This is a genomic window from Ramlibacter sp. (assembly GCF_035548915.1).
Taxonomy (GTDB): Bacteria; Pseudomonadota; Gammaproteobacteria; order Burkholderiales; family Burkholderiaceae_C; genus Ramlibacter.
Genome location: NZ_DASZSE010000037.1, coordinates 97,925 through 119,391, shown reverse-complemented (window position 1 = coordinate 119,391; position 21,467 = coordinate 97,925). Strand labels below are relative to the sequence as shown.

Below are 21,467 nucleotides of genomic sequence, written 5' to 3'. Positions count from 1 at the left end.
GCGCAAGCGCGGCTTCCTCCAGCCGCCTTGGGTGATGGGACAAAGCCAACGATAGGAAGCGCGGCCGACCGCGCACTGACCGGTTCATGACGAATCCGTCATCCGCGCATCAGTCGCGGGTCATGGCTTCCTTCCTAAGCTGGCGCCACTTCCTTCCAGGCACCCAAGATGATTCCACCGATTCACATCCCCGCGCGCGCTCGCGCCTGGTTCGCGCTGGCCGGCTGCACCGTGCTCACCGCTTGCGCCCCCGCGAAATCCGCGGATGGGCCGCCAGCGCCGCCGCAGGTCGCCGTGGTCACGGTTCACCGCACGAGCGTTCCGATGTCGGTCGAGCTGCCCGGCCGCACGTCGCCTTATCTCGTGGCGCAGGTGCGCGCCCGCGTGGATGGCATCGTGCAGCGGCGCGAGTTCACCGAAGGCAGCGATGTCAAGGCGGGTCAGCCGCTGTACCAGGTCGATCCGGCGCCTTACGCGGCCGCACTGGACAGCGCGAGGGCCGCGTTGCAGCGGGCGCAAGCGAACCTCGCATCGACGACCGCGCTCGCCCAGCGCGACCGGATGCTGATCGACGCGAATGCGGTGAGCCGGCAGGACTACGACAACGCGGTCGCCGCGCAAAGGCAAGCCGCGGCGGACGTCGCCACCGCGCAGGCGCAAGTCCGCACGGCGCAGATCAACCTCGACTACACGCGCGTCACCTCGCCGATCGATGGGCGCAGCGGGCTGTCGCAGGTGACGCAAGGCGCGTATGTGCAGGCCGGCGCGGCCACGCTGCTCACGACGGTGCAGCAGATCGACCCGATCTACGTGGACATCTCGCAGCCGAGCGTGGCGGCCGGACGGATCAAGGCGGCGGCGCCTTCGAAATCGAAGGTCACGCTCTCGCTCGACGACGGCACCGCGTATCCGCTGCCCGGCACCTTGGAGTTCAGCGACATCAGCGTCAACGCGGCGACCGGATCGGTGACGATGCGCGCGCTGTTCCCCAATCCGAACTTCGCGCTGCTGCCCGGCATGTTCGTGCGCGCGCATGTCGACGAAGGCACGCTGGACAACGTCGTGCTCGTGCCGCAGGTGGGCGTGACGCACAACCCGCAGGGTGAAGCGACCGCGATGGTCGTGGGCAGCGACAACCGCGTCGCCTTGCGCACGCTGCGTGTGCGCGGCACGCAGGGCGACCAATGGGTCGCCGAAGCCGGCCTCGCCGACGGCGACCGGGTGATCATCGCCGGCTCGCAAAAGGTCCGGCCCGGCACGCTCGTGAAAACGACGAACTGAGGCAACGCGTGGCCCAGTTCTTCATCCGCCGTCCGATCTTCGCGATCGTCATCGCCCTGCTGATCGTTCTGGCCGGGGCCCTGTCGGTCTGGCAGTTGCCGATCGAACAGTTCCCCCCGATCGCCCCGCCGACGGTGCAGATCGGCACGACGTATCCGGGCGCCTCCGCAAGCACCGTCGAGAACACCGTCGTGCAAGTCATCGAACAGCAGATGAACGGCATCGACCACCTGCTGTACATGGCGTCGAACAGCGACGACACGGGTCAGTCGACCACGACGCTCACGTTCGCGCCCGGAACCGACCCCAACATCGCGCAGGTGCAGGTGCAGAACAAGTTGCAGCTCGCGGTGCCGCAGTTGCCGCAGCAAGTGCAGCAGTCGGGCATCCGTGTCACCAAGTCGACCAACTCGTTCCTGATGGTCGCCGCGTTTTACTCGCGCGACCACAGCATGTCGAAGTTCGACATCGCCAACTACGTCGTGTCGCACGTGCAGGACCCGATCAGCCGCATCGACGGCGTCGGCAACCTCAATGTGTTCGGCTCGCAGTATGCGATGCGCATCTGGCTCGATCCGGAGAAACTGAACAGCTTCGGCCTCACGCCGCTCGATGTGATGGCGGCGGTGCAGGGGCAGAACGTGCAAGTCTCGGGCGGGCAGCTGGGCGGCACCCCGGCGGTCGCCCACCAGCAGCTCACGGCCACGATCACCGAATCGACCTTGATGCGCACGCCAGAGCAGTTCGGGGCCGTACTGCTCAAGGCCCTGCCCGATGGATCGCAAGTGCGGCTGCGCGACGTCTCGCGCATCGCGCTCGGCGCGGAGAGCTTCGCCGTGGACGACCAGTACAACGGCCAGGCCGCCTCGGCCCTGGGCATCCAGCTGGCCACCGGCGCGAACGCGCTCGCCACGGCGAAGGCCGTGCGCGCGCGCATCGACCAGCTCCAGCCGTATTTCCCGCCGGGGCTCGAAGTCGTGTACCCAAACGACGTCACGCCGTTCATCCAGATCTCGATGCAGGAGGTGGTCAAGACCCTGTTCGAAGGCATCGCGCTGGTCGTGCTGGTGATGTACCTGTTCCTGCAGAACGTGCGCGCCACGCTGATCCCGGCGATCGCCGTGCCGGTGGTCCTGCTCGGGACGTTCGGGCTGATGGCCGCGGCCGGCTTCACCATCAACACGCTGTCGATGTTCGGCCTGGTGCTCGCGATCGGCTTGCTCGTGGACGATGCGATCGTCGTCGTCGAGAACGTCGAGCGCGTCATGACCGAGGAAGGCCTGTCCGCGAAAGAGGCGACCGCCAAGGCGATGAGCCAGATCACCGGCGCGCTGCTCGGCGTCGCGCTCGTGATCTCCGCGGTCTTCGTGCCGGTCGCGTTCTCCAGCGGGTCGGTGGGTGCGATCTACCGCGAGTTCGCGCTGACCATCGTGGTGGCGATGCTGCTGTCGGTCTTCGTGGCCCTCACGCTCACGCCGGCGCTGTGCGCCACGATACTGCGCCCGTCCGACGCCGCGCAGGGCCATCACAAGGGCTTCTTCGGTGCGTTCAACCGCGGCTTCGACAGCGGCCGCAATGGCTACCTCGCGGGCGTGCGGCGCGTAGTGGCCCGCACCGGCCGCTGGTTGCTGGTGCACCTTGCCATCTTCGTCGCTGTGGGACTTCTGTTCATGAAGCTGCCCACGTCGTTCCTGCCGAACGAGGACCAGGGCTACTTCTTCGTGCAGGTGCAGGCCCCGCCGGGTGCGACGCAGGAGCGCACGGCCGTTGTGCTGAACGACGTCGTGCAGTACCTGCTGAAGGACGAGGCCGCCAGCGTCACTTCCGCATTCGCGGTCAACGGCTACAGCCCCGCGGGGCGTGGGCAGAACCAGGGCCAGGTCTTCGTGCGCCTGAAGGACTGGGGCGAGCGCACCGGCCCGGGCCAATCCGCGCAGGCGCTGGTCGCGCGCGTCTCGTCCCACTTCGCCGCGTACAAGGACGCGTCGATCACCGCGATCAACCCGCCACCGATCCGCGGGCTCGGGTCCTCCGCCGGTTTCGACCTGCAGCTGGAAGATCGCGGCGGCGCGGGCCACGACGCGCTGGTCAAGGCGCGCGACCAGCTGATCGCGATGGCGGCGAAGGAGTCGTCCATCGCGCAACTGCGCGCGAACGGCGTCGACGACATGCCCACCTTCCACGTCGATGTCGATCGCGAGAAGGCTGGCGTGCTGGGCGTGAGCCTCACCGACGTCGACCAGACGTTCTCGATCTCGTGGGGCTCGCGCTTCGTCGACAATTTCCTCGACACCGACAACCGCATCAAGCGCGTGTACCTGCAGGCCGATGCGCCGTTTCGCATGAACCCCGAGGACCTCGACCGCCTGTACGTGCGCGGCTCGGGCGGCGACATGGTGCCGTTCTCCGCGTTCGCGACCGGCCGCTGGACCTACGGTTCGCCGCAACTGCAGCGCTACAACGGTGTGTCGTCGGTCGAGTTGATCGGACAGGCAGCGCCCGGCCAGAGCACGGGCCAGGCGATGCAGGCCATGGAATCGCTTGCGCGGAAACTGCCCGGTGCGATCGGCTTCGAGTGGACGGGCATCTCGCTGCAACAGCAGCAGGCGGGGGCGCAGGCGCCGTTCTTCTACGCGCTGTCGGTACTCGTCGTGTTCCTGAGCCTCGCGGCGCTATACGAGAGCTGGGCGATCCCGGTGTCCGTGATCCTCGTCGTGCCGATCGGTGTGCTCGGTGCGTTGCTTGCGGCCGCGGCCTTCGGGATGACCAACGGCGTGTACTTCCAGGTCGCGCTGCTCACCACGATCGGCCTGTCGGCCAAGAACGCGATCCTGATCGTGGAGTTCGCGCGCGAGTTGCAGCGCGACGGCCGCAGCGCCTTCGACGCCGCGCTCGAGGCCGCGCGCCTGCGGCTGCGCCCGATCCTGATGACCTCGCTCGCCTTCATCCTGGGCGTGCTGCCGCTCGCGCTCGCGCACGGCGCGGGCTCGGCCAGCCAGAACGAGATCGGCGTTGCCGTCATCGGCGGCATGCTCACGGCTACTTTCGTCGCGCCATTCCTGGTGCCGATGTTCTTCTACGTCGTCGCAGGCGGGTGGTGGCGGCGCAGGAACAGGGCCGCGGCTGTGCAACTCGAAAGCGGGCGCGCGGCATGAGGACGACGAGAAGAGTGATCGCCGCCGCGTGCGCCGCGTGCACCGCGTTGCTCGCAGGCTGTGCGCTTCAGCCGGTGTACGAGCGTCCCGCGCTGCCTGTCCCCGATGGCTATCCCATCACGTCGTCGAGCGATCCGGCGGCGCTGACAGCGGCGGACATCGGCTGGCGCGACTTCCTCACCGACTCGCGCCTGCGGCGACTGGTGGAGATGGCGCTTGCGAACAATCGCGACCTGCGCGTCGCGGCGCTCCATGTCGAACAGGTGCGGGCGCAGTACCGTATCCAGCGATCCGCGGTCTCGCCGCAAGTCGGCGCGACGGCCAGCCTGGCGGCATCGGGCGGCGGTCGCGGCACGAGCATGCGCGACTACTCGGTCGGCCTGTCATTCTCCTGGGAGATCGACTTCTTCGGCCACTTGCGCAGCTTGAGCGACGCGGCGCTGGCGCAATACCTCGCGACGCAGCAGGCCCGCAACGCGCTGCGATTGCTGCTCGTGTCGCAGGTGGCGGACCAGTACCTCGCGACGCTGGCCGACGACGAGATGATCGCCGTCACGCGTCGCACGCTCGCGGCCGCGCAGGCGTCGTACGACTTGACGCAGGTGCAGATGCGCGCCGGCACGGTCACCGAACTCGACGTGCGGCAGGCACAGACGGTGGTGGACCAGGCGCGGGCGAACCTCGCCGCGCAGGAACGCGCGCGGGCGCAGGCGGAAAACGCGCTCGTGCTCCTCGTGGGCCGCGCGATTCCAGCCGACCTCCCGCCGCCGACAGCCCTCGATGCGCTGCAGTTCGTGGCCGACATCCCGGCCGGGCTGCCGTCCCAGCTTCTCACGCGCCGGCCGGACATCATGCAGGCCGAGGCGCAACTGCGCGCCGCGAACGCGAACATCGGTGCCGCGCGCGCGGCGTTCTTTCCTTCGATCGGCCTGACCGGCAGCCTCGGCAGCGCGAGCGCAGCGCTCGGTGGATTGTTCGGCGCCGGTTCGCTCGCGTGGGGCTTCCTGCCTTCGATCACGGTGCCGATCTTCAATGCCGGCCGGCTGCAGGCCGAGCTGGACGTCGCGACGATCCAGAAGGACATCGGCATCGCCCAGTACGAAAGAGCGATCCAGTCGGCGTTCCGGGAAGTGGCCGACGGCCTGGCCGCGCGCGAGACTTACGATCGCGAAGTCCAGGCCATGCAGGCGCTCGACGCCGCCGCCGCGCGTTCGCTCGAGCTTTCCCAACTTCAGTATCGTGCCGGCGTGGCCGGCTACCTCACGGTGTTGACCGCGCAGCGCACGTCCTACGACGCCCAGGTCGCGCTCGTGCAGGCGAAGTACGCGCGCATGAGCAACCTGGTGGATCTGTACCGTTCGCTCGGCGGCGGGTGGAGGCCGCGCACGCAGCTCTGAAAGGCGCGGGTGATGCTCCCTGTTCAACTACTTCATGCGCCACGCGGGCGAGATGTGCTCGCGCACGCTGATCGCCGGGAACGTGCGGGACATGAGCATGACTCGCGAGTCGGACGAAATCAGCTCCGCGGTGACTTCGCAAGCTTCATGCGATGGGTGTATCGATCTTCAGGGTGAGTGCTGACCGTAATCTCCAGTGGCTCGCCGCGCGCCCCCAGGTAGCGCCGCACGATCGTGAGCGCCGGCTCGTTGACGCGGGCGCGCAGCGCGCTCGACATCTCCTTCGTCACCCGACCGACCGCAAAGTCGACTTCGGCACTTGCGACCTTTTCGCCGAAGGTATTCTCGATCTGCTCTACGACAGGAATCCGTTCAGCGCCGCGTTGCCTGGCAATTGCGGCGAATCTCGGCGCGATGAAGATGTCCACCCAGCACAACGGCAGGCTGTCTTCTTCGGCAGTGCGAACCGCTCGAATGCGAATCCACTCCGCGCCCACACTGCAGCCCAGCATCTTTGCAGTCTCCTCGTCGGCCACATACGGCCCGCTGCCCAAATGGCGCCGCCGCACGCCGGGCGGGTAGCTGAGCAGCTGCGAAAGGTTACCTACCGACAGCGTGAAGAGGGCGCGGGCTCCGCTGTTGATCACGGTGGTTCCGAAACCGGCGCGCCGCACGATCAACCCCCGGTCGCCCAGGATGCGCAGCGCCTCGCGCATGGTCTGCCGACTGGTCTCGAACCTCACGGCCAGATCGTTCTCCACCGGCAAGTTCGTGCCGATCGGGTACTTGCCTGCACGAATCTCGGCGGCCAGTTCATCTGCAATGACGCGGTAGCGCGCGGGGCGAGGTGGATGAGACATGTCTGAATGGCTGTAAATGTACACGCATTGCTACCACTACCGCTCGGAGGCCTACCTGACCGATCTGCATAAATGTATGTACAAATGCCGATGGCCGTGCTACAGTCGCGCGGTCCCAATCAATGAGGTGTCGCATGCTGCGTCGTTTGCTCCTGTCTGCCACGTTCGGGTTCTTCGCTTTCGCGCACGGGTGGGCCGGCGCACAGACGTACCCGGCCAGACCCGTCCACGTCATCGTGGGCTTTGCGGCCGGCGGACCCACAGATATCCTTGCGCGGCTCACCGGTGAGCGCCTGTCCAGACTGTGGGGGCAGCCCGTCGTGGTGGAGAACCGGCCGGGTGCCGGCGGGCTGATCGCACTGGACGTCGTCAGGCGCGCGCCGGCGGACGGTTTGGTGTTCGGAGTGCTGAACCTCAATCAAATCGTGGCCGAGGAGCTGCTGCCCAAGCCGACATTCGACATCCAGAAGGAGTTGGTGGCCGTCTCCGGTCTCGCGCAGCAGGGCAACGTGCTGGTCGTCAATCCCGCCATCCCCGCGAAGACACCGTCCGAACTGATCGCCTACCTGAAAGCACACCCCGCGATGGCGAACTATGCTTCCGGCGGCAATGGTTCGCCCGCGCATCTGGCAGGCGAGCTGTTCAAGACCCAAGCCGGCGTGCAGATGACGCACGTCGCCTACAAGGGGGCCGCGCCGGCGTTGCAAGACGTCGTGAGTGGGCAGGTGAACCTGATGTTCGCAGCCGCACCGCCCGCTTTGCCGCTGGTCAAAGCCGGCAAGCTTCGTGCGCTGGCGGTGACGAGCGCCAAGCGCATGGCGCAGTTCCCGGATCTGCCGACACTCGCCGAGAGTGGCATCAGCGTGGATGTCCTCGACTGGCAGGGTTTCGTGGTGCCTCGCGGCACGCCGGCCGCCGTGGTGAGCAAGATCAACGCCGATCTTCTGAAAGTCATGGCCGCACCGGACTTCCGGGAGCGGGTCGGCAGCCTCGGCGGAGAGACCGCGGGCGGCACGCCTTCGGAGTTTGCGGCTCACATCGCCGCCGAGACCCGGAAGTGGCGCAAGGTGATCAAGGAATCGGGCATCACCGCCAACTAATCATTTCCCTGCAGAGAGATCATTCCCATGCCGAAAATCGCATCCATCCAGGTCGCCGTCGCTCGCGTGCCGCTCGACAAGGTCACCTCTTTCGCCACCCGCACCGTGAAGGCGCGCGACTACGCGCTCGTGAAGGTCCGCTCCGAGGACGGGCATGAGGGCATCGGGTTCTGCTATGTCGGCAGCACCGGCGGCCCGATCGCCATGGCAGCCGTGAAAGAGCTGCTCGCTCCGGTGCTCCTTGGCCAGGAGTCCCGGCGCAGCGAGGGCTTGTGGAACGAGATGTACAAAGAGGCGATCCTGCAGGGCCGAGCCGGCACCGTGATGCGCGGCATCAGCATCCTCGACACCGCGCTGTGGGACATGAACGCGCGTGCCGCAGGCGTGCCGCTCACGCAGTACATGGGCTGCTGGAGCACCACTTCGGTACCCGCCTACGCCAGTGGCGGTTACTACGTCGAGGGCAAGACGCCTGCCCACCTTGGCGACGAAATGCGCGGCTACGTCGAGGCCGGGTTCAGGGCGGTGAAGATGAAGGTCGGCCGCTTCAGCCCGCGCGAGGAAGAGGCGCGAGTCCGGGCCGCTCGGCAAGCCGTCGGAGAGGACGTGGAGCTGATGCTCGACGCGAACAACGCCTGGAGCGACTTGCCCACGGCGCTGCGCTACGTGGAGCGCTTCGAGCAGTACGACCCCTACTTCATCGAGGAGCCGTTCAGTCCGGACGACATCGCCAACCACGCGCGTCTGGCCCGCAGCACCAGGATCATGGTGGCCACCGGCGAGATCGAGGTCGGCCGCTGGCGCTTCAAGGAGCTGCTGGACCAGGGCGGCGCCCAGATCCTCCAGACTGACGCCGCCGTTTGCGGCGGTATCACGGAGTGGCGCCGGATCGCGGCTTTGGCGGATGCCTACGGCGTCACGATATGCCCGCATTGGTTCCACGACCTCCACGTTCATCTCGTTGCCTCTGCTGCGAACTCCCGCTATGTCGAGTACTTCCTGGACGACCAGGTGCTGAACTTCAAGCGCCTGGTAAACCGGCAGCTGGAGTTCAAGCAAGGCAACTTGCTGGTGCCGACGGGACCTGGGCTCGGGTTCGAATTCGATGAGCAGGCCGTCTCGCGCTATGCGCTTGGCGAGGGCTGGGTGAACTGTCGCTGAACGGGAAGGAGACGCCATGAAGCCCCTGTACTGCGAGGAAGCATGCCGCATCGTCGCCGGCATCGCCCAGGAGGACGTGCTGATCATCACCATGTCCACCATGAAGACGCTTCCCGGAATTGCCCCGAATGCCAACTTCGTGAGCTGCGTTCCCCTCATGGGGGGCTCGGCATCTCTGGGGCTTGGCGTCGCGGCTGCCCGGCCCGACGTGCGCGTTTGGGTGCTCGATGGCGATGCCAGCCTGCTGATGGAACTGGGCTCGCTCGTCACGGTGGCCGAGGCCATGCCGAAGAACTTCGTTCATCTGCTGTTCAACAACAGCGTGCAGTACGGCGGGACCGCCAACCTCGCGATCCCGCAAGCCGGCAAGGTGGACTTCTGCGGCATGGCTCGGGCTGCCGGATACCGGCGCGTGATGCAGATCGATTCAGCCGAGGAACTGCAGTCCGCTCTCGCCGCGCTGCCGCCCGATGGTGGCCCGGTGTTCGCCTCTGTTCGTGTCGAGCCGGACGCGCCCTACTATTCGGCCGCGACACCCCAGCGCGAGATTCCCGACAACCAGATCACCCGCATGGGCGACGAGGCACGCCGCGTGCGGGCGGTGCTTGCCGCCACGACGCGCTGAAAGGGCCACGATGAGAAACGATATCGACCTCTCGAAGTATTCCGTCGCGGCGCGACACATCCTGGACATCTTTCGCGCAAAGCAGATCACGCACGTCACCACCGTGCCCGATTACGCCCAGTTCTCGGTGCAGATGCGGTTGGAGGAAGGCTACCTGCCCGACACCCGCGTGATGCGATGCTGCACTGAAGACCAGGCCGTCGAATGCGCCGCCGGACTGTGGATCGGCGGAAAGAAGCCTGTGGTGATCATGCAGAACCAAGGGTTCTATGCCTCCATCAATGCCATCCGCGCGGTTGGCATCGATGCGAAGCTGCCCCTGCCGCTCATGATCGGTCCGTGGGGGCGCGAGTTTGCCAACCTCGGAAAGGACCCGCGAACATCGCGTCGCCGCGTGATCGCCATGCTCGAGCCCGTGCTGGACGCGATGGACATTCGCTACTGGCGGGTCGAGTCGCCGGCGGACCTGCATCACGTCGGTGCGGCGCTGGACCATGCGTATGCAATGAACGCTCCGGCAGCGATCCTTCTAGGCGCCTATACCGGCTGGTAGCGATTTCGGTCGCCTGGGCCATCCGCGGCGACGCTCGATCGCCCTGCACTGCCGAATCGAAGGCAGCGCACACACGATCGGTCGCCGTACGAGCCTTCGCCCTGACCGTTCACCGCACCAAAGTCCTGAAGAAATCCCTGCGCCCCGAAACATCGTGCCGCGTCGATACGGTCTGCGACGGACCGCGCTGGAGAAACAGTCCGCTGCCGCGCTCCGCGTGCAATTCGCCTTCCGCGACGACCACGCGTCCGCGGCTCATCACGGTCTCGGGCCAGCCCCGCAGGGTCATGCCCTCATACGGCGTGTAGCCCACGTTGTCGTGCAGGTCTGCGGCGCGCACTTGCGTCACGCGTTCGGGGTCCCAGATCGCAAGGTCGGCATCGAGCCCTTCTGCGATCGAGCCTTTCCGGCCCGCGAGGCCGTAGATCGCCGCATGGTTCGTGGCCGTGAGCGCGACGAACTGCTCGATCGAGATGCGCCCCTTCAGCACGCCTTCCGAAAACAGCAGCGGCATGCGAAGTTCCAGTCCCGGCACGCCATTGGCCATCTCCTTGAACGTGGTCTTGTCGCCCTTGGGGAGTTTGCCCGATTCGTCGAAGCGATAAGGTGCATGGTCCGACGAAAATACCTGGAACGTGTTCTCGCGCAACCCGCGCCACAAAGCCTCCTGCGACTGCGCATCGCGCGGTGGCGGGCTGCAGCAATACTTGGCGCCCTCGAGGCCTTCGCGGTCCGCGTCGTCGGCCGTGAGAAACAGGTATTGCGGGCAGGTCTCGCCGTAGATGCGCACGCCCAGCACCTGCGCATCGTGGATCGCCGCGGCCGCTTCCCGGCCGGAGACATGGACGATGAGAAGGGGCACATCCAGCACCCGCGCAAGATGGATCACGCGGTGCGTGGCCTCGGCCTCGGCGAGCGCGTCGTGCGCGACCGTGTGGAACCTGGGCGCCACGTGGCCGCGCTCCAGCAGTCGCTTCGAGATCCAGCGGATCACATCGTGGTTCTCGGCGTGCACCATCACCATCGCACCGCCGCGGTCCGCGGCGTCCATCACTTCGAGCAGCTGGAAATCGTCCAGTCGCAAGGCGTCGTAGGTGGTGTAGACCTTCAAAGACGTGAGGCCCTCGCGGATCGCGATCGGCAGTTCCCGCCCGAGCACGTCCGGCGTGGGGTCGGTGAGGATCAGGTGGAAGCCGTAATCGACCACGGCCTTCGGGCCGGCACACGCGTGGTAATCGGCCACGACCTTCAGCACCGAGTTGCCGCGATGCTGCGCAGCGAATGGAATGATCGTGGTCGTGCCGCCGAAAGCGGCGGAGACCGTTGCCGAATGGAAGTCGTCGGCGCACATGCGCCCCATGCCCGAGAGCTGTTCGACGTGGCAGTGGCTGTCGATGCCGCCCGGCAGGACCCACTTCCCCGTGGCATCGATTTCGCGTCTTCCTCGCGCCAGACCGCTTCCCAGGGCGACGACGCGGCCCTCGAATACCCCGATATCGGCATCGAAGGTCTCTTGCGCCGTCGAAACCCGGCCGCCTCGCACCACGAGATCGAAATTCATGTGAAATCCTGTTGACATACAGTTGGGATCCCAATAGTATCCATCTGGGCTCCGGCAAACAAGACAGCCAGATGCCTATTGGAGCACCATCTTGGATTTCGGGATTCGCGATCGAACGGCGTTGGTTCTGGGTGCGGCGGGTGGCCTCGGAAGCGCCATCGCCCGCAAGCTGGCAGGCGAGGGCGCGCAGGTCGTTCTCGCGGACCGAGACGAAGCCGCGCTGCGTTCGGTGGCCGAGGCGCTCGTCGCTTCCGGGGCGCGAGCCGCCTGCATGCCTTGCGAGCTGGGTGATCGCGCCGGTGTCGAGGCGGCGCTCGCCCGCATCGAACCCGCCATCGGGCCGATCGACATACTGGTCAACAACACTGGCGGTCCACCTCCCGGTTCGATCCTCGGGCAGACAGCGCAATCCTGGGCCGCGCACTTCGAGTCGATGGTGCTGGCGGTGATCCATCTCACGGACCGGCTGGTGCCTGCGATGCGCTCGCGGCGCTGGGGCCGCGTGATCACCAGCACCTCGTCGGGCGTGATCGCGCCGATCCCGCAGCTCGGGCTTTCCAATTCACTGCGATCCGCGCTCGTCGGCTGGTCCAAGACGCTCGCGGCCGAAGTCGCAGCCGACGGAGTCACCGTCAACGTCACCGTTCCGGGCCGCATCGCTACTGCTCGCATCCGCGAGCTCGACGAAGCCAAAGCGAAGCGCGAGGGCATCGACGCGGCGGAGGTCGGCAAGGCCAGCATGGCTTCGATTCCCGCGCGCCGCTACGGCAACCCCGACGAATACGCCAGCGTGGTCGCGTTTCTCGCGAGTGCGCCGGCTTCCTATGTGACCGGATCCGTCATCCGCGTGGATGGCGGACTCATCGCGAGCGTTTGATCGCTCCCATCACCCCGCAAACATGCCGCAAACCTTGACCACGGACGCGAAGGGCGTCTACGCCATCGCCGCCACGCCTTTCCTGGAGGACGGATCGATCGACTTCGAAAGCATCGACACGCTGGTGGAGTTCTATCTGTCGCACGGCGTGCATGGCATCACCGTGCTCGGCATGATGGGTGAAGCGCCCAAGCTCACGGGCAGCGAGTCCCTGGCGGTGGCCGAGCGCTTCATCCGGCGCGTGGCGGGGCGCGTGCCCGTCGTGGTGGGCGCGAGCGCCTCCGGCTTTGCGCCGATGGCGGAACTCAGCAAGGCCGTGATGGACATGGGGGCGGCCGGCATCATGGTCGCGCCCGCTGCCTATGTGCGCGGAGATGCGGCCATCCATCGTTACTTCGAAGGCGTGATGGCCTCGGTCGACCGCGGGACGCCGGTCGTGGTGCAGGACTTCCCTCAGGCCACCGGCGTGCACATGTCGCCCTCCGCGTATGTGCGGCTGGCGGACGAATTCCCGTCCATCGTGATGCTGAAGCACGAAGACTGCCCCGGCCTCGACAAGATCACGACCATCCGCGCAACGGCGAGGCGCAGAACGAGCCTGCTTGTGGGCAATGGCGCGCTCTACTACGTGCAGGAACTCGAGCGCGGCGCCGACGGCGCCATGACCGGCTTTGCCTACGTCGAGATGCTCGTGCGGGTGCACGACCTGTTCTCGCGCGGCGAACGGCAGCAGGCCGAAGACCTGTTCGACATCTACTTGCCGCTCGTGCGCTTCGAACAGCAGCCGGGCTTCGGCCTGGCCGTGCGCAAGGAAGTCCTCGCGCGCCGTGGCGCCATCGCCAATGCAACGCAGCGCCGGCCGGCCATTCCATTCAGTGCCACCGACCGGCAGCAGCTCGATGGTCTCGTCGAGCGGCTGCATCGAAGGCTTTCCTGAAGGAGCCACCATCCTTCGCATCCTCAGGAGCCCTCCATGCATGCACCGAGCCTGGTCCGCGCGCGAGCTTCCGGCGATGACAACGTTGCATCGCGCGCTCATTTTCCGCAGCGTCGCCTGATCATGGGACGCTTGCGCAAGCTTGCGGTGCCCACCTTGCTGGTGGCGACCTGGCTCGCGCTGTCGCTGAACCATGCGGTGGACCCGCTCTACCTGCCGTCTCCGTCGGACCTGTGGGAAGCCATCGAGGCGCTCTGGCCGCGCCTGCCCTCCGCGTTCGTCTCGAGCGTGTCGGTGACGCTGGCCGGCTTCGTGGCAGGCAGCGTCACCGGCATCCTGTGCGGGTTGGCCATGGCTGCGAGCAAGACGGTTCGCTACCTCTTCGGCGGGTTGCAGGAGGCGATTCGCCCCGTGCCGACCTTCGCGCTCATCCCGCTTTTCGTGCTCTGGTTCGGCCTGGGCAAGGCGCCGCAGATCGCGATGGTCATGTTCGGCAGCGCGATCCTGCTGAGCCTGGCCACCATCGAGGCCGTGCGCAACGTCCCGCCCATCTACGTCCGCGCGTCCCTGCTGCTCGGCGCCGGACGGCTCACGGTCTATCGCACCGTGATCCTTCCGGCCATCGTGCCGCACATCTTCGGCGCACTGCGCGCCGCTGCCGTTGCTTCGTGGGGCCGAGACGTCGCGGCCGAATACGTGGGCGCGCAAGACGGCCTCGGCTATCTCATGATCGTCCAGTCCCAGTACTTCGATACCGCGAGCATGTGGGTGATCATCTTCATCTACAGCCTCCTCGCGATCTCGTTCGATGCGCTCCTGCGTGCGGCACAGCGGCCGCTCACCCAGTGGACGGATCGCAACGCGGAATCCGGCGTCGTTGCCAATGTGTTGGGTCAAACCAGATCATGAAAGGAACTGCTGTGACCATCGATATTCAGCGTAGAGGCCTCTTGCTCGGCTCGTTGGGCGCCGCGGCGCAGATCGTGTCGCCGGGGCTCGCCCGTGCGGCCGAGCTGCAGACGGTTCGCATCGGCCTGCATCCGGTCCTGGACTACCAGCCCTGGGCGATCGCCAAGGAGATGGGCCTGGACAAGGAGCAGGGGCTTTCCTTCGAGATCGTGAGCGTCGCGGCCCAGGCCAACGGCGCCGCCGCGCTGCGGCAGGGTGCGATCGACATCGCATCGGGTTCGCAGGTCGGAACCTTCGCCTACTACAAGGCGATCCCGAACATGCGCACGTGGATCGTGCTGAATCGCTTCAAAGGCTTCATCCTCGTGGGCCGCAAGGGAGGTGTCGAAACGTATTCCTCGCTCGCGGCAAAAGCGGGGCCCGAGGCGGCGCGGCTGCAGATCCTGAAGAGCATGAAGGGCAAGTCCTTCGCGATCAACCCCGTCAGTTACCTCGCCCTGGTGAAAGCCTGTCTCGGCCAGGTCGGCATGACGACGTCCGACGTGAAGCTCTTCGAGTTCCCGGACGATGCCAAGGCGGCGCTCGCGTTCGAAAAGGGCGTGGGCGATTTCTACATGGGCAGCCTCCCGCAGGAAATCAAGCTCCTCGGCCAGCCCGACCTGTACGTGAACGTCGGCGGCGCCGAGATCCTCGGCCCGGCCGGCCTCTGGTACTCCGCGATGATGGGCATGGAGCCGTGGCTGAGCGACAACCGCGAAACGGTGCTCAAGCTGCACGCGATCTGGTATCGCACCGCGCGCTACCTCAACGAGAAGCAGGCGAAGGTCCTGCCGCTGTGGGCATCCAACATCAACTCGCGCGCCGCCGCCTCGTTCACGAGCGACGACATCATGAAGATGTCGAAGTTCCTCGAATATCCGTCCATCGAGCAGGCGAAGGCGGAGGTCTTCAACGACAAGTCGGACCTCGGCTGGCGCAAGGCGATGTCGTTCTACGGGCCGCAGAACACCGACCGGCTGCCGAGCGACTTCACGACCGGCAAGTACCAGCGCGAGCAGGAATTCTTCGAGGCATTCCTCGCGCGGCGCGACCTCGTGAGCTGGGTCAACGCGCCCCTCAAGTAGAGAAACCGCCATGGGCCAGCCCCGGATCCGCATCGAAGGTTTGTCGGTTGCCTACCAGCAAGGGCAGCCGATCCTGCACAACATCAACCTCGACATCGCCAAGGGCGAGATCATTTCGCTGATCGGCGCGAGCGGCTGCGGGAAGTCGACATTGCTGAACGTCATCGCCGGCCTGCTCGCAGCCCACTCGGGCCGCGTGCTGCTCGATGGCAAGCCGATCGATGGGCCGGCCGCGGACCGGGTCATGGTGTTCCAGGACGATGCCGTGTTTCCCTGGATGCGCGTGCGTGCGAACGTCGAGTACGGGCTGCGCATCAAGGGGCTCGGTGCAGCGGAGATGGCGAGGCGCGTCGACGAAGTCCTGGACCTCGTCGAGCTCAAGGCGTGGCAGAACGCGTATCCGAAGGAGCTCTCGGGCGGGATGCGCAAGCGGGTCGACCTGGCTCGCGCCATCGCGGTCGATCCGCAGGTGCTGCTGATGGACGAGCCGTTCGGCGCCCTCGATGCCATGACGAAGGAGCGGCTGCAGGTCGAATACCTGAACATCTGCGAACGCATCGGGATCACTTCCGTCTTCGTGACGCACGACCTCGAGGAGGCGATCTTCCTCGGCGACCGGGTGGTGGTGCTCGGGCGCAACCCCGGCCACATTGCGTCGGTACTCGATGTCGAGTTCGCGCACCCGCGCGATATCGCGATCAAGCGTACCGCGGCGTTCCAGTTCCAGCGCGGGCGGCTGAACTCGCTGATCCGATGATTGCCATGGACGATGACGCGAGGGAAGCGGCATGCAGCACCTGAAATCGACGGCCCTGCGCCTGCTGGTGCCCGCCTTCCTGCTCGCGGCTTGGCTCTGGGTCGTTTCCGAGCATCTGGTCCGGCCGATCTTCGTTCCGGCGCCGGCCGATTTGTGGAGGTCGCTGCTCGGCCTGCTGCCGGGGCTTCCGTCGGCGCTGCCCGCCAGCGTGCTGATGACGCTGGCCGGCCTGCTCGTGGGCACGGCGCTGGGTGTGCTCACCGGCCTGACGATGGCCTACAGCCGGCTCGCACGCGAGCTGTTCGGCGGCCTCGTCTCCTTCGTGGCGCCCATTCCGATCTTCGCGCTGATCCCGCTGTTCGTGCTTTGGTTCGGCATCGGTCGCATGCCCCAGATCGCCATCATCACGATCGGCACCTGGGTGATCATCAGCGTGATGACCATGGAGGCGATCAAGAATGTGCTGCCGGTGCATATCCGCGCGGCGCTGATCTTCGGGGCGGACCGCAAGACCATCTATCGCACCGTGGTGGTCCCTTCCATCTTGCCGCACATGCTGGGCGCCATCCGGGCCGCCGCGGCCGCGTCGTGGGGCCTCGATGTCGCGGCCGAATTCATCGGCGCGCAGACCGGGCTCGGCGTGATGATCATCGCGCGCCAGCAGTATCTCGACACGGCTTCGATGCTCGTGCTGATCGCGATCTACAGTGCGCTCGCGATCGTGCTCGATCGCATCATCATCCGCATCGAGCGGCCATTCACCGCATGGACGGCGCGGCACGGCAATCTGGGCGCCGCGGGCAAGTTGATGGGTACGGAGTAAACATGGACAAAGCGCTATTGCAGGAAGAGGACTCGCCGGAAACCCTGGTGCAGACGACGACGGACGTGATCCGCGAGAAGATCGTCTCGCGGCAACTGCGCGGCGGCGCGAGCCTCAACGAACGGCGGCTATCCGAACAACTGGGCCTGTCGCGCACGCCGGTGCGCGCCGCGCTGCGCCAGCTCGAAGGCGAGGGCCTGCTCGGGCGCGAGGGCCGCACGGTCTTCGTGCGCACCATCACCTTCGAGGAGGTGATGCAGATCCTGGCCGTGCGCCTCGTGCTGGAGATCGAGGCTGTGCGGCTCGCGATCGGGCGATTCGAGCCTGCCCTGATCGCCGAAATCCGAAAGGAGCTGCTCGCCATGACCGACTCGGCGTCGGTCGGCAACGACAAGCACTGGGAGATCGACGACAAGCTGCACCTCGGCATCGCACGCGCGAGCGGCAACGATCTCCTGCACGGCATGATCATGGGCCTCAGAATGCGTACGCGGATGTTCGGGACCAAGCGCATTCCGATGCGCTTCGAGCCCGGCCGGCAGGAGCATCTCACCTTGCTCGACGCCATCGGGGCCGGCGATTCCGAAAGGGCGATCGCGGCCATGCGCGCGCACCTGACCAACACACGCGACAGCATCGTTGCCGCCGTCCAAGGAGGAACGCTATGACCGTTTCCCGAGAGGGCCGCCTGCAGGGCCATGTTTCCGTCATCACCGGCGCGAGCTCCGGCATCGGCCGCGCGGTCGCGCTGCGCTTCGCCCGCGAGGGCGCGCGCACGCTGCTCGTCGACACGGATCGCGCAGGGCTCGATGAAGTCGCTCGCGAGATCGGCCGGGTCGATGCCGAAGCGCGCACCGTCTGCGCCTCGGTCGACGACGAGGCCGCGGCCACTGCGGCCGTCGGCGACACCGTCGGCCGCTGGGGACGCATCGATTCGCTGGTGGCCGTGGCCGGCATCTCGGTCGGAGGCCAGGCATTGCAGACCTCGGTGGCGGACTGGGACAAGGTGTTCTCGGTGAACGTCAAGGGCACGTTCGTGTGGTGCAAGGCCGTGCTGTCGCCGATGTGCGAGCAGGGCGCGGGAAGCATCATCACGGTCGCGTCGCAGCTCGCCCTTGCGGGCGGCCGCAACAACGCGTCCTACGTCGCATCGAAGGGCGCGATTCTGAGCCTCGCGCGGTCGATCGCGCTGGACTATGCCGAGCGCGGCGTGCGGGCCAACGCGCTGGTGCCGGCGGCCATCGATACGCCGATGCTCCAGCGCTCGTTCAAGCGTGCGCCGGACCCCGCCGCCGCCGAGCAGCGGGCCAAGGCCCGCCACCCCGTCGGACGTTTCGGCACTCCGCAAGAAGTGGCCGCCGCCGCGCTGTTCCTCGCCTCCGGCGAGTCGTCTTTCACCACCGGCGGCACGCTTGCCGTCGACGGCGGCTGGCTCGCCGCCTGATCGTTTCAAAGGCACGCCAGCATGACCAAGTTCACGACAGCAGACCAGATCGCCGCGCGCATTCCGGACGGTGCGGTCGTCGCCATTCCCGGCAATGCGAGCATCCTCGTCGTCGACCACTTGCTCCAGGCCATCGAAAGGCGCTTCCTGAAGGAAGGACATCCGCGCGGACTCACGGCTTATCTGCCTTGCACCGCCAGCCTGGGCCCGGGCACGGGGCTGGATCGGCTCGCGCACGAGGGATGCCTGAAACGCATCATCGCCGGCTCCTACCCGATCTACCAGGGCTCGCCGATCGTCGAGCTGGTCGCGAGCGGCAAGGTCGAAGCCTACAACCTGCCCATGGGCATTCTCTATGCGCTGCTGCGCGAGACGGCGGCCGGCCGCGACGGCGTGCTGACCGAAGTGGGGCTCGGCACGTTCGTCGATCCGCGCCAAGGCGGCGGACGCCTCAATGCAGCCACCACGGAGGAACTCGTCGAGCTGGTGCAGTTCCAGGGGCGCGAGCGTCTCTTCTATCGCGCGATCCCGATCGATGTCGCCCTTCTGAAGGCCACCTCCGCCGACGCGAACGGCAACCTGTCGATGGAGCAGGAGCCTCAGACGCTCGGTGCTCGCGCCATGGCCATGGCCGCGCGCGCCAGCGGCGGCATGGTGTTCGCACAGGTCACGCGCGAATCCGGCCCGGCCGGGCTTCATGCCCGCTCGGTGGTCGTTCCCTCGAACCTCGTCGACCAGGTGGTGCTGGCACCCGAAGCGCCCCAGTCGGGCGCTTCGCTCCACGATCCCTCGATCACCGGGGAGACGCGCGTGCCGCTCGATGTCGAGCGCATGCCGGTCGGTCCGGAACGCATCATCCTCATGCGCGCGGCCCAGCACATCCGCCCCGGCTGGTTCGTCAACGTCGGCGTCGGCATCGGCATCGACCTCGCGCGGCTGCTGCACCAGGCGAAGTCGCAAGGCGCGATCATGCTGAGCACCGAACATGGCGCCATGAACGGCCTGCCGATGCACCAGCCGACCTTCGGCGCGCACAAGAATCCGGAAGTGATCATCGATCCGACGGACATGTTCGACATGTACGACGGAGGCCTGCTCGATGCGACGTTCCTCGGAATGGCCGAGGCCGACGAGCTGGGGAACATCAACGTCAGTCGCTTTGGCGGCCGGCTCATGGGCTGCGGCGGCTTCATCGACATCACGAGCCGCACGAAGAACCTGTTCTTCTGCGGCCTGCTGGCGGCCGCGGGTGCCAACGTCTCGGTGGAGGAAGGGCGGCTGCGCATCCACCGCGAAGGCCGCATCAAGAAGCTCGTGAAGCGCGCGCAGCAGATCACCTTGAACGGCCCCGCGGCGCTGAAGAAGGGGCAATCCGTCACGCTCATCACCGAACGCGGGCTCTTTCGCCTGACCGAGCGCGGCTGGATCCTGCACGAAGTGGCGCCCGGTGTCGACCCGGCGCGCGACATCGCGCCCATGATGGAGTTCGAATTGCAGGTGGCGCGCGACCTGCGCGAGTACGAAGCGCCCGTGCTGACGGAAGCGGGATCCGATGCGTGGCTGCGCGAGAAGATCGGCGTCGAGGCCGTGCAAGGATGACCGTGGCCTCCCCGCGCCTGTACTGCTTCTGCGGCGGCTATCTCACGTACGACCAGAGCATCATGACCTTCATGAATGGCATGGGCACGTCGATCGAGGTGCCGACGCTGTTCTTCCTGATCGACCATCCGCAGGGCAAGGTGCTCTTCGAAACCGGATTGCACCCCAACGTCGCAACGGACCCCCGAGCGCACTGGGGCGGCCGCGCCGATGCGCTGAAGCCGCGCATGCGGCCCGACCAATCCGCCGTCGCGCAGCTCGCACGGCTCGGCGTGCGGCCGGATGACATCCGCTACGTCGTGATGTCCTGCCTCATGTACGACCATTGCGGCGGCATGACCTCGTTTCCCGACGCGACCTTCGTCGTCCAGTTCCAGGAGCTGCAGGACGCGTGGTGGCCCGACCGGCGCTACATGAAGAGCTACAACGACGCCGAAATCCTGCCGACGCGGCACCTGCGGTTCCGCGAGCTGCACGGCGAAGACCTCGACCTGTTCGGAGATGGCAGCGTCGTTGTCCTGTCCATTCCATCTCACACCCGCGGCGAGCAGGGACTCGTGGTGCGGCTTGCGCGCACGGGCAGCGTGGTGTTTCCCGCCGGGGCCATCCCGCAGCGTGCCAATCTCGAACACAACATCATGACGGGCACTCCCCGAGCAGGCCCGGCCGTGGCCTATCGGTCCACCGACAAACTCCGCGGCATCATCGAGCGAGAGCGCGCGATGGTCATCTTCCACCACGATCCACACGAGTGGGAACAAATCAAGCAGGCCCCCGATTTCTATGACTGAACCAACCACCGTCCCTGCCGCCACCGTGCCCCGGAACCTGTTCTGGGAGGACGTCGACATCGGCCGCGTGTACGAGTCCGGCTGCCGGCGCATCACGCAAGCGGATATCGACGCATTCGGCCAGGTCACCGGCGACTTCCATCCGCTTCACTCGGATGCGGAGTTCTGCAAGTCGACTCCGTACGGGCGGCCCATCGCCCATGGCCTGTTCGGCGTATCCCTGATGGAGGGCCTGAAGAACCAGCTGAAGCTGTACGACAAGACCTCGATCGGCTCGCTGGGCTGGGACAAGATCCGCTTCATCAAGCCGCTCTTCCCCGAAGACACCGTGCACCTGGACATCACCTTCATCAGCAAGCGCGAGACGCGCAAGCCCGATCGCGGCGTGGTGGTCGAGCGGATCGAGCTGAAGAACCAGCGCGGAGAAGTGCTGTCGCAAGCCGAACACGCCAGCCTCTTGCTGCGCAAAGGCGCCTGATCGGTCTGCGCTCATCGGGCCCCAGCGGGGCAGAC

20 protein-coding genes are annotated in these 21,467 nt (G+C 66.6%); 18 read left to right on the top strand and 2 right to left on the bottom strand.

The genetic code is table 11. The annotated features are described in order from the left end of the window. The first annotated feature begins 168 nt into the window (after nucleotides 1-168). The 3 genes from VHA82_RS13855 to VHA82_RS13845 are packed head-to-tail and all read left to right on the top strand — an operon-like array spanning nucleotide 169 to nucleotide 5,833. Nucleotides 169-1,281 (top strand): efflux RND transporter periplasmic adaptor subunit, encoded by a 1,113-nt coding sequence (locus VHA82_RS13855; protein ID WP_325544607.1) that lies wholly within the window; start codon nucleotides 169-171, stop codon nucleotides 1,279-1,281. An 8-nt stretch (nucleotides 1,282-1,289) separates the two neighbouring features. Continuing rightward, nucleotides 1,290-4,436: an efflux RND transporter permease subunit gene (locus tag VHA82_RS13850; protein ID WP_325544605.1), complete on the top strand. Its 3,147-nt coding sequence runs from the start codon at nucleotides 1,290-1,292 to the stop codon at nucleotides 4,434-4,436. Further along, nucleotides 4,433-5,833 (top strand): efflux transporter outer membrane subunit, encoded by a 1,401-nt coding sequence (locus tag VHA82_RS13845; protein WP_325544603.1) that lies wholly within the window; start codon nucleotides 4,433-4,435, stop codon nucleotides 5,831-5,833. The genes VHA82_RS13850 and VHA82_RS13845 overlap by 4 nt, the downstream gene beginning before the upstream one ends. A 119-nt stretch (nucleotides 5,834-5,952) precedes the next feature. Here the strand turns inward: VHA82_RS13845 and VHA82_RS13840 are convergent, their stop codons facing one another. Then, nucleotides 5,953-6,693 carry a GntR family transcriptional regulator gene (locus tag VHA82_RS13840; RefSeq protein WP_325544601.1) on the bottom strand — a complete coding sequence of 247 codons (741 nt, stop codon included), beginning with the start codon at nucleotides 6,691-6,693 and terminating at the stop codon, nucleotides 5,953-5,955. Nucleotides 6,694-6,827: 134 nt separating this feature from the next. On the opposite strand from VHA82_RS13840, the gene VHA82_RS13835 reads away from it, so the two are divergent. Genes VHA82_RS13835 through VHA82_RS13820 form a run of 4 tightly spaced genes read left to right on the top strand, consistent with a single transcriptional unit; the run spans nucleotide 6,828 to nucleotide 10,132 of the window. Beyond that, on the top strand, nucleotides 6,828-7,793 hold the full coding sequence (locus VHA82_RS13835; RefSeq protein WP_325544599.1) for a tripartite tricarboxylate transporter substrate binding protein: 966 nt from the start codon (nucleotides 6,828-6,830) through the stop codon (nucleotides 7,791-7,793). A 27-nt stretch (nucleotides 7,794-7,820) separates the two neighbouring features. After that, nucleotides 7,821-8,954 carry a mandelate racemase/muconate lactonizing enzyme family protein gene (locus tag VHA82_RS13830; protein ID WP_325544597.1) on the top strand — a complete coding sequence of 378 codons (1,134 nt, stop codon included), beginning with the start codon at nucleotides 7,821-7,823 and terminating at the stop codon, nucleotides 8,952-8,954. Between the two features lie 16 nt (nucleotides 8,955-8,970). Further along, nucleotides 8,971-9,579, top strand: a complete 609-nt coding sequence (locus tag VHA82_RS13825; RefSeq protein WP_325544595.1) for a thiamine pyrophosphate-dependent enzyme — start codon at nucleotides 8,971-8,973, stop codon at nucleotides 9,577-9,579. A gap of 10 nt (nucleotides 9,580-9,589) precedes the next feature. After that, on the top strand, nucleotides 9,590-10,132 hold the full coding sequence (locus VHA82_RS13820) for a thiamine pyrophosphate-binding protein (RefSeq protein ID WP_325544593.1): 543 nt from the start codon (nucleotides 9,590-9,592) through the stop codon (nucleotides 10,130-10,132). A 109-nt stretch (nucleotides 10,133-10,241) separates the two neighbouring features. Here the strand turns inward: VHA82_RS13820 and hydA are convergent, their stop codons facing one another. Further along, the gene (gene hydA, locus VHA82_RS13815; RefSeq protein WP_325544591.1) at nucleotides 10,242-11,693 is read right to left on the bottom strand and encodes a dihydropyrimidinase; all 1,452 of its coding nucleotides are present in this window, start codon (nucleotides 11,691-11,693) and stop codon (nucleotides 10,242-10,244) included. Nucleotides 11,694-11,784: 91 nt separating this feature from the next. On the opposite strand from hydA, the gene VHA82_RS13810 reads away from it, so the two are divergent. From VHA82_RS13810 to VHA82_RS13760, 11 genes are all read left to right on the top strand, one after another. Next, the gene (locus VHA82_RS13810; RefSeq protein ID WP_325544589.1) at nucleotides 11,785-12,570 is read left to right on the top strand and encodes an SDR family oxidoreductase; all 786 of its coding nucleotides are present in this window, start codon (nucleotides 11,785-11,787) and stop codon (nucleotides 12,568-12,570) included. 22 nt (nucleotides 12,571-12,592) lie between these two features. After that, nucleotides 12,593-13,507: a dihydrodipicolinate synthase family protein gene (locus VHA82_RS13805; protein ID WP_325544587.1), complete on the top strand. Its 915-nt coding sequence runs from the start codon at nucleotides 12,593-12,595 to the stop codon at nucleotides 13,505-13,507. 123 nt (nucleotides 13,508-13,630) lie between these two features. Beyond that, nucleotides 13,631-14,416 (top strand): ABC transporter permease, encoded by a 786-nt coding sequence (locus tag VHA82_RS13800; protein ID WP_325544585.1) that lies wholly within the window; start codon nucleotides 13,631-13,633, stop codon nucleotides 14,414-14,416. An 11-nt stretch (nucleotides 14,417-14,427) separates the two neighbouring features. After that, complete coding sequence (locus tag VHA82_RS13795; RefSeq protein WP_325544583.1) at nucleotides 14,428-15,540, top strand: ABC transporter substrate-binding protein; 1,113 nt, start codon at nucleotides 14,428-14,430, stop codon at nucleotides 15,538-15,540. 10 nt (nucleotides 15,541-15,550) lie between these two features. Next, nucleotides 15,551-16,297, top strand: coding sequence for an ABC transporter ATP-binding protein (locus tag VHA82_RS13790; protein ID WP_325544582.1), 747 nt, complete (start codon nucleotides 15,551-15,553; stop codon nucleotides 16,295-16,297). Between the two features lie 67 nt (nucleotides 16,298-16,364). Then, a complete protein-coding gene (locus tag VHA82_RS13785; RefSeq protein WP_325544581.1) occupies nucleotides 16,365-17,120 on the top strand; it encodes an ABC transporter permease in 756 nt (251 codons plus the stop codon). Continuing rightward, complete coding sequence (locus tag VHA82_RS13780; RefSeq protein WP_325544579.1) at nucleotides 17,063-17,788, top strand: GntR family transcriptional regulator; 726 nt, start codon at nucleotides 17,063-17,065, stop codon at nucleotides 17,786-17,788. The genes VHA82_RS13785 and VHA82_RS13780 overlap by 58 nt, the downstream gene beginning before the upstream one ends. Next, entirely contained in the window at nucleotides 17,785-18,564 is a 780-nt protein-coding gene (locus VHA82_RS13775) for a glucose 1-dehydrogenase (RefSeq protein WP_325544577.1), read from the top strand. Before VHA82_RS13780 ends, VHA82_RS13775 begins: the two co-directional genes overlap by 4 nt. A gap of 21 nt (nucleotides 18,565-18,585) precedes the next feature. Next, on the top strand, nucleotides 18,586-20,163 hold the full coding sequence (locus tag VHA82_RS13770) for a CoA-transferase (protein ID WP_325544575.1): 1,578 nt from the start codon (nucleotides 18,586-18,588) through the stop codon (nucleotides 20,161-20,163). Then, nucleotides 20,160-20,954, top strand: a complete 795-nt coding sequence (locus tag VHA82_RS13765) for an N-acyl homoserine lactonase family protein (RefSeq protein ID WP_325544573.1) — start codon at nucleotides 20,160-20,162, stop codon at nucleotides 20,952-20,954. The genes VHA82_RS13770 and VHA82_RS13765 overlap by 4 nt, the downstream gene beginning before the upstream one ends. Nucleotides 20,955-20,979: 25 nt before the next feature. Next, complete coding sequence (locus VHA82_RS13760; protein ID WP_325544570.1) at nucleotides 20,980-21,432, top strand: MaoC family dehydratase; 453 nt, start codon at nucleotides 20,980-20,982, stop codon at nucleotides 21,430-21,432. Nucleotides 21,433-21,467: the final 35 nt, after the last annotated feature.

Coding starts and splice junctions, on each gene's coding strand:
- VHA82_RS13855 (WP_325544607.1), top strand. CDS start 169: ATGATTCCACCGATTCACATCCCCGCGCGCGCTCGCGCCTGGTTCGCG.
- VHA82_RS13845 (WP_325544603.1), top strand. CDS start 4,433: ATGAGGACGACGAGAAGAGTGATCGCCGCCGCGTGCGCCGCGTGCACC.
- VHA82_RS13840 (WP_325544601.1), bottom strand. CDS start 6,693: ATGTCTCATCCACCTCGCCCCGCGCGCTACCGCGTCATTGCAGATGAA.
- VHA82_RS13835 (WP_325544599.1), top strand. CDS start 6,828: ATGCTGCGTCGTTTGCTCCTGTCTGCCACGTTCGGGTTCTTCGCTTTC.
- VHA82_RS13830 (WP_325544597.1), top strand. CDS start 7,821: ATGCCGAAAATCGCATCCATCCAGGTCGCCGTCGCTCGCGTGCCGCTC.
- VHA82_RS13825 (WP_325544595.1), top strand. CDS start 8,971: ATGAAGCCCCTGTACTGCGAGGAAGCATGCCGCATCGTCGCCGGCATC.
- VHA82_RS13820 (WP_325544593.1), top strand. CDS start 9,590: ATGAGAAACGATATCGACCTCTCGAAGTATTCCGTCGCGGCGCGACAC.
- hydA (WP_325544591.1), bottom strand. CDS start 11,693: ATGAATTTCGATCTCGTGGTGCGAGGCGGCCGGGTTTCGACGGCGCAA.
- VHA82_RS13805 (WP_325544587.1), top strand. CDS start 12,593: ATGCCGCAAACCTTGACCACGGACGCGAAGGGCGTCTACGCCATCGCC.
- VHA82_RS13800 (WP_325544585.1), top strand. CDS start 13,631: ATGGGACGCTTGCGCAAGCTTGCGGTGCCCACCTTGCTGGTGGCGACC.
- VHA82_RS13790 (WP_325544582.1), top strand. CDS start 15,551: ATGGGCCAGCCCCGGATCCGCATCGAAGGTTTGTCGGTTGCCTACCAG.
- VHA82_RS13780 (WP_325544579.1), top strand. CDS start 17,063: ATGGACGGCGCGGCACGGCAATCTGGGCGCCGCGGGCAAGTTGATGGG.
- VHA82_RS13775 (WP_325544577.1), top strand. CDS start 17,785: ATGACCGTTTCCCGAGAGGGCCGCCTGCAGGGCCATGTTTCCGTCATC.
- VHA82_RS13770 (WP_325544575.1), top strand. CDS start 18,586: ATGACCAAGTTCACGACAGCAGACCAGATCGCCGCGCGCATTCCGGAC.
- VHA82_RS13765 (WP_325544573.1), top strand. CDS start 20,160: ATGACCGTGGCCTCCCCGCGCCTGTACTGCTTCTGCGGCGGCTATCTC.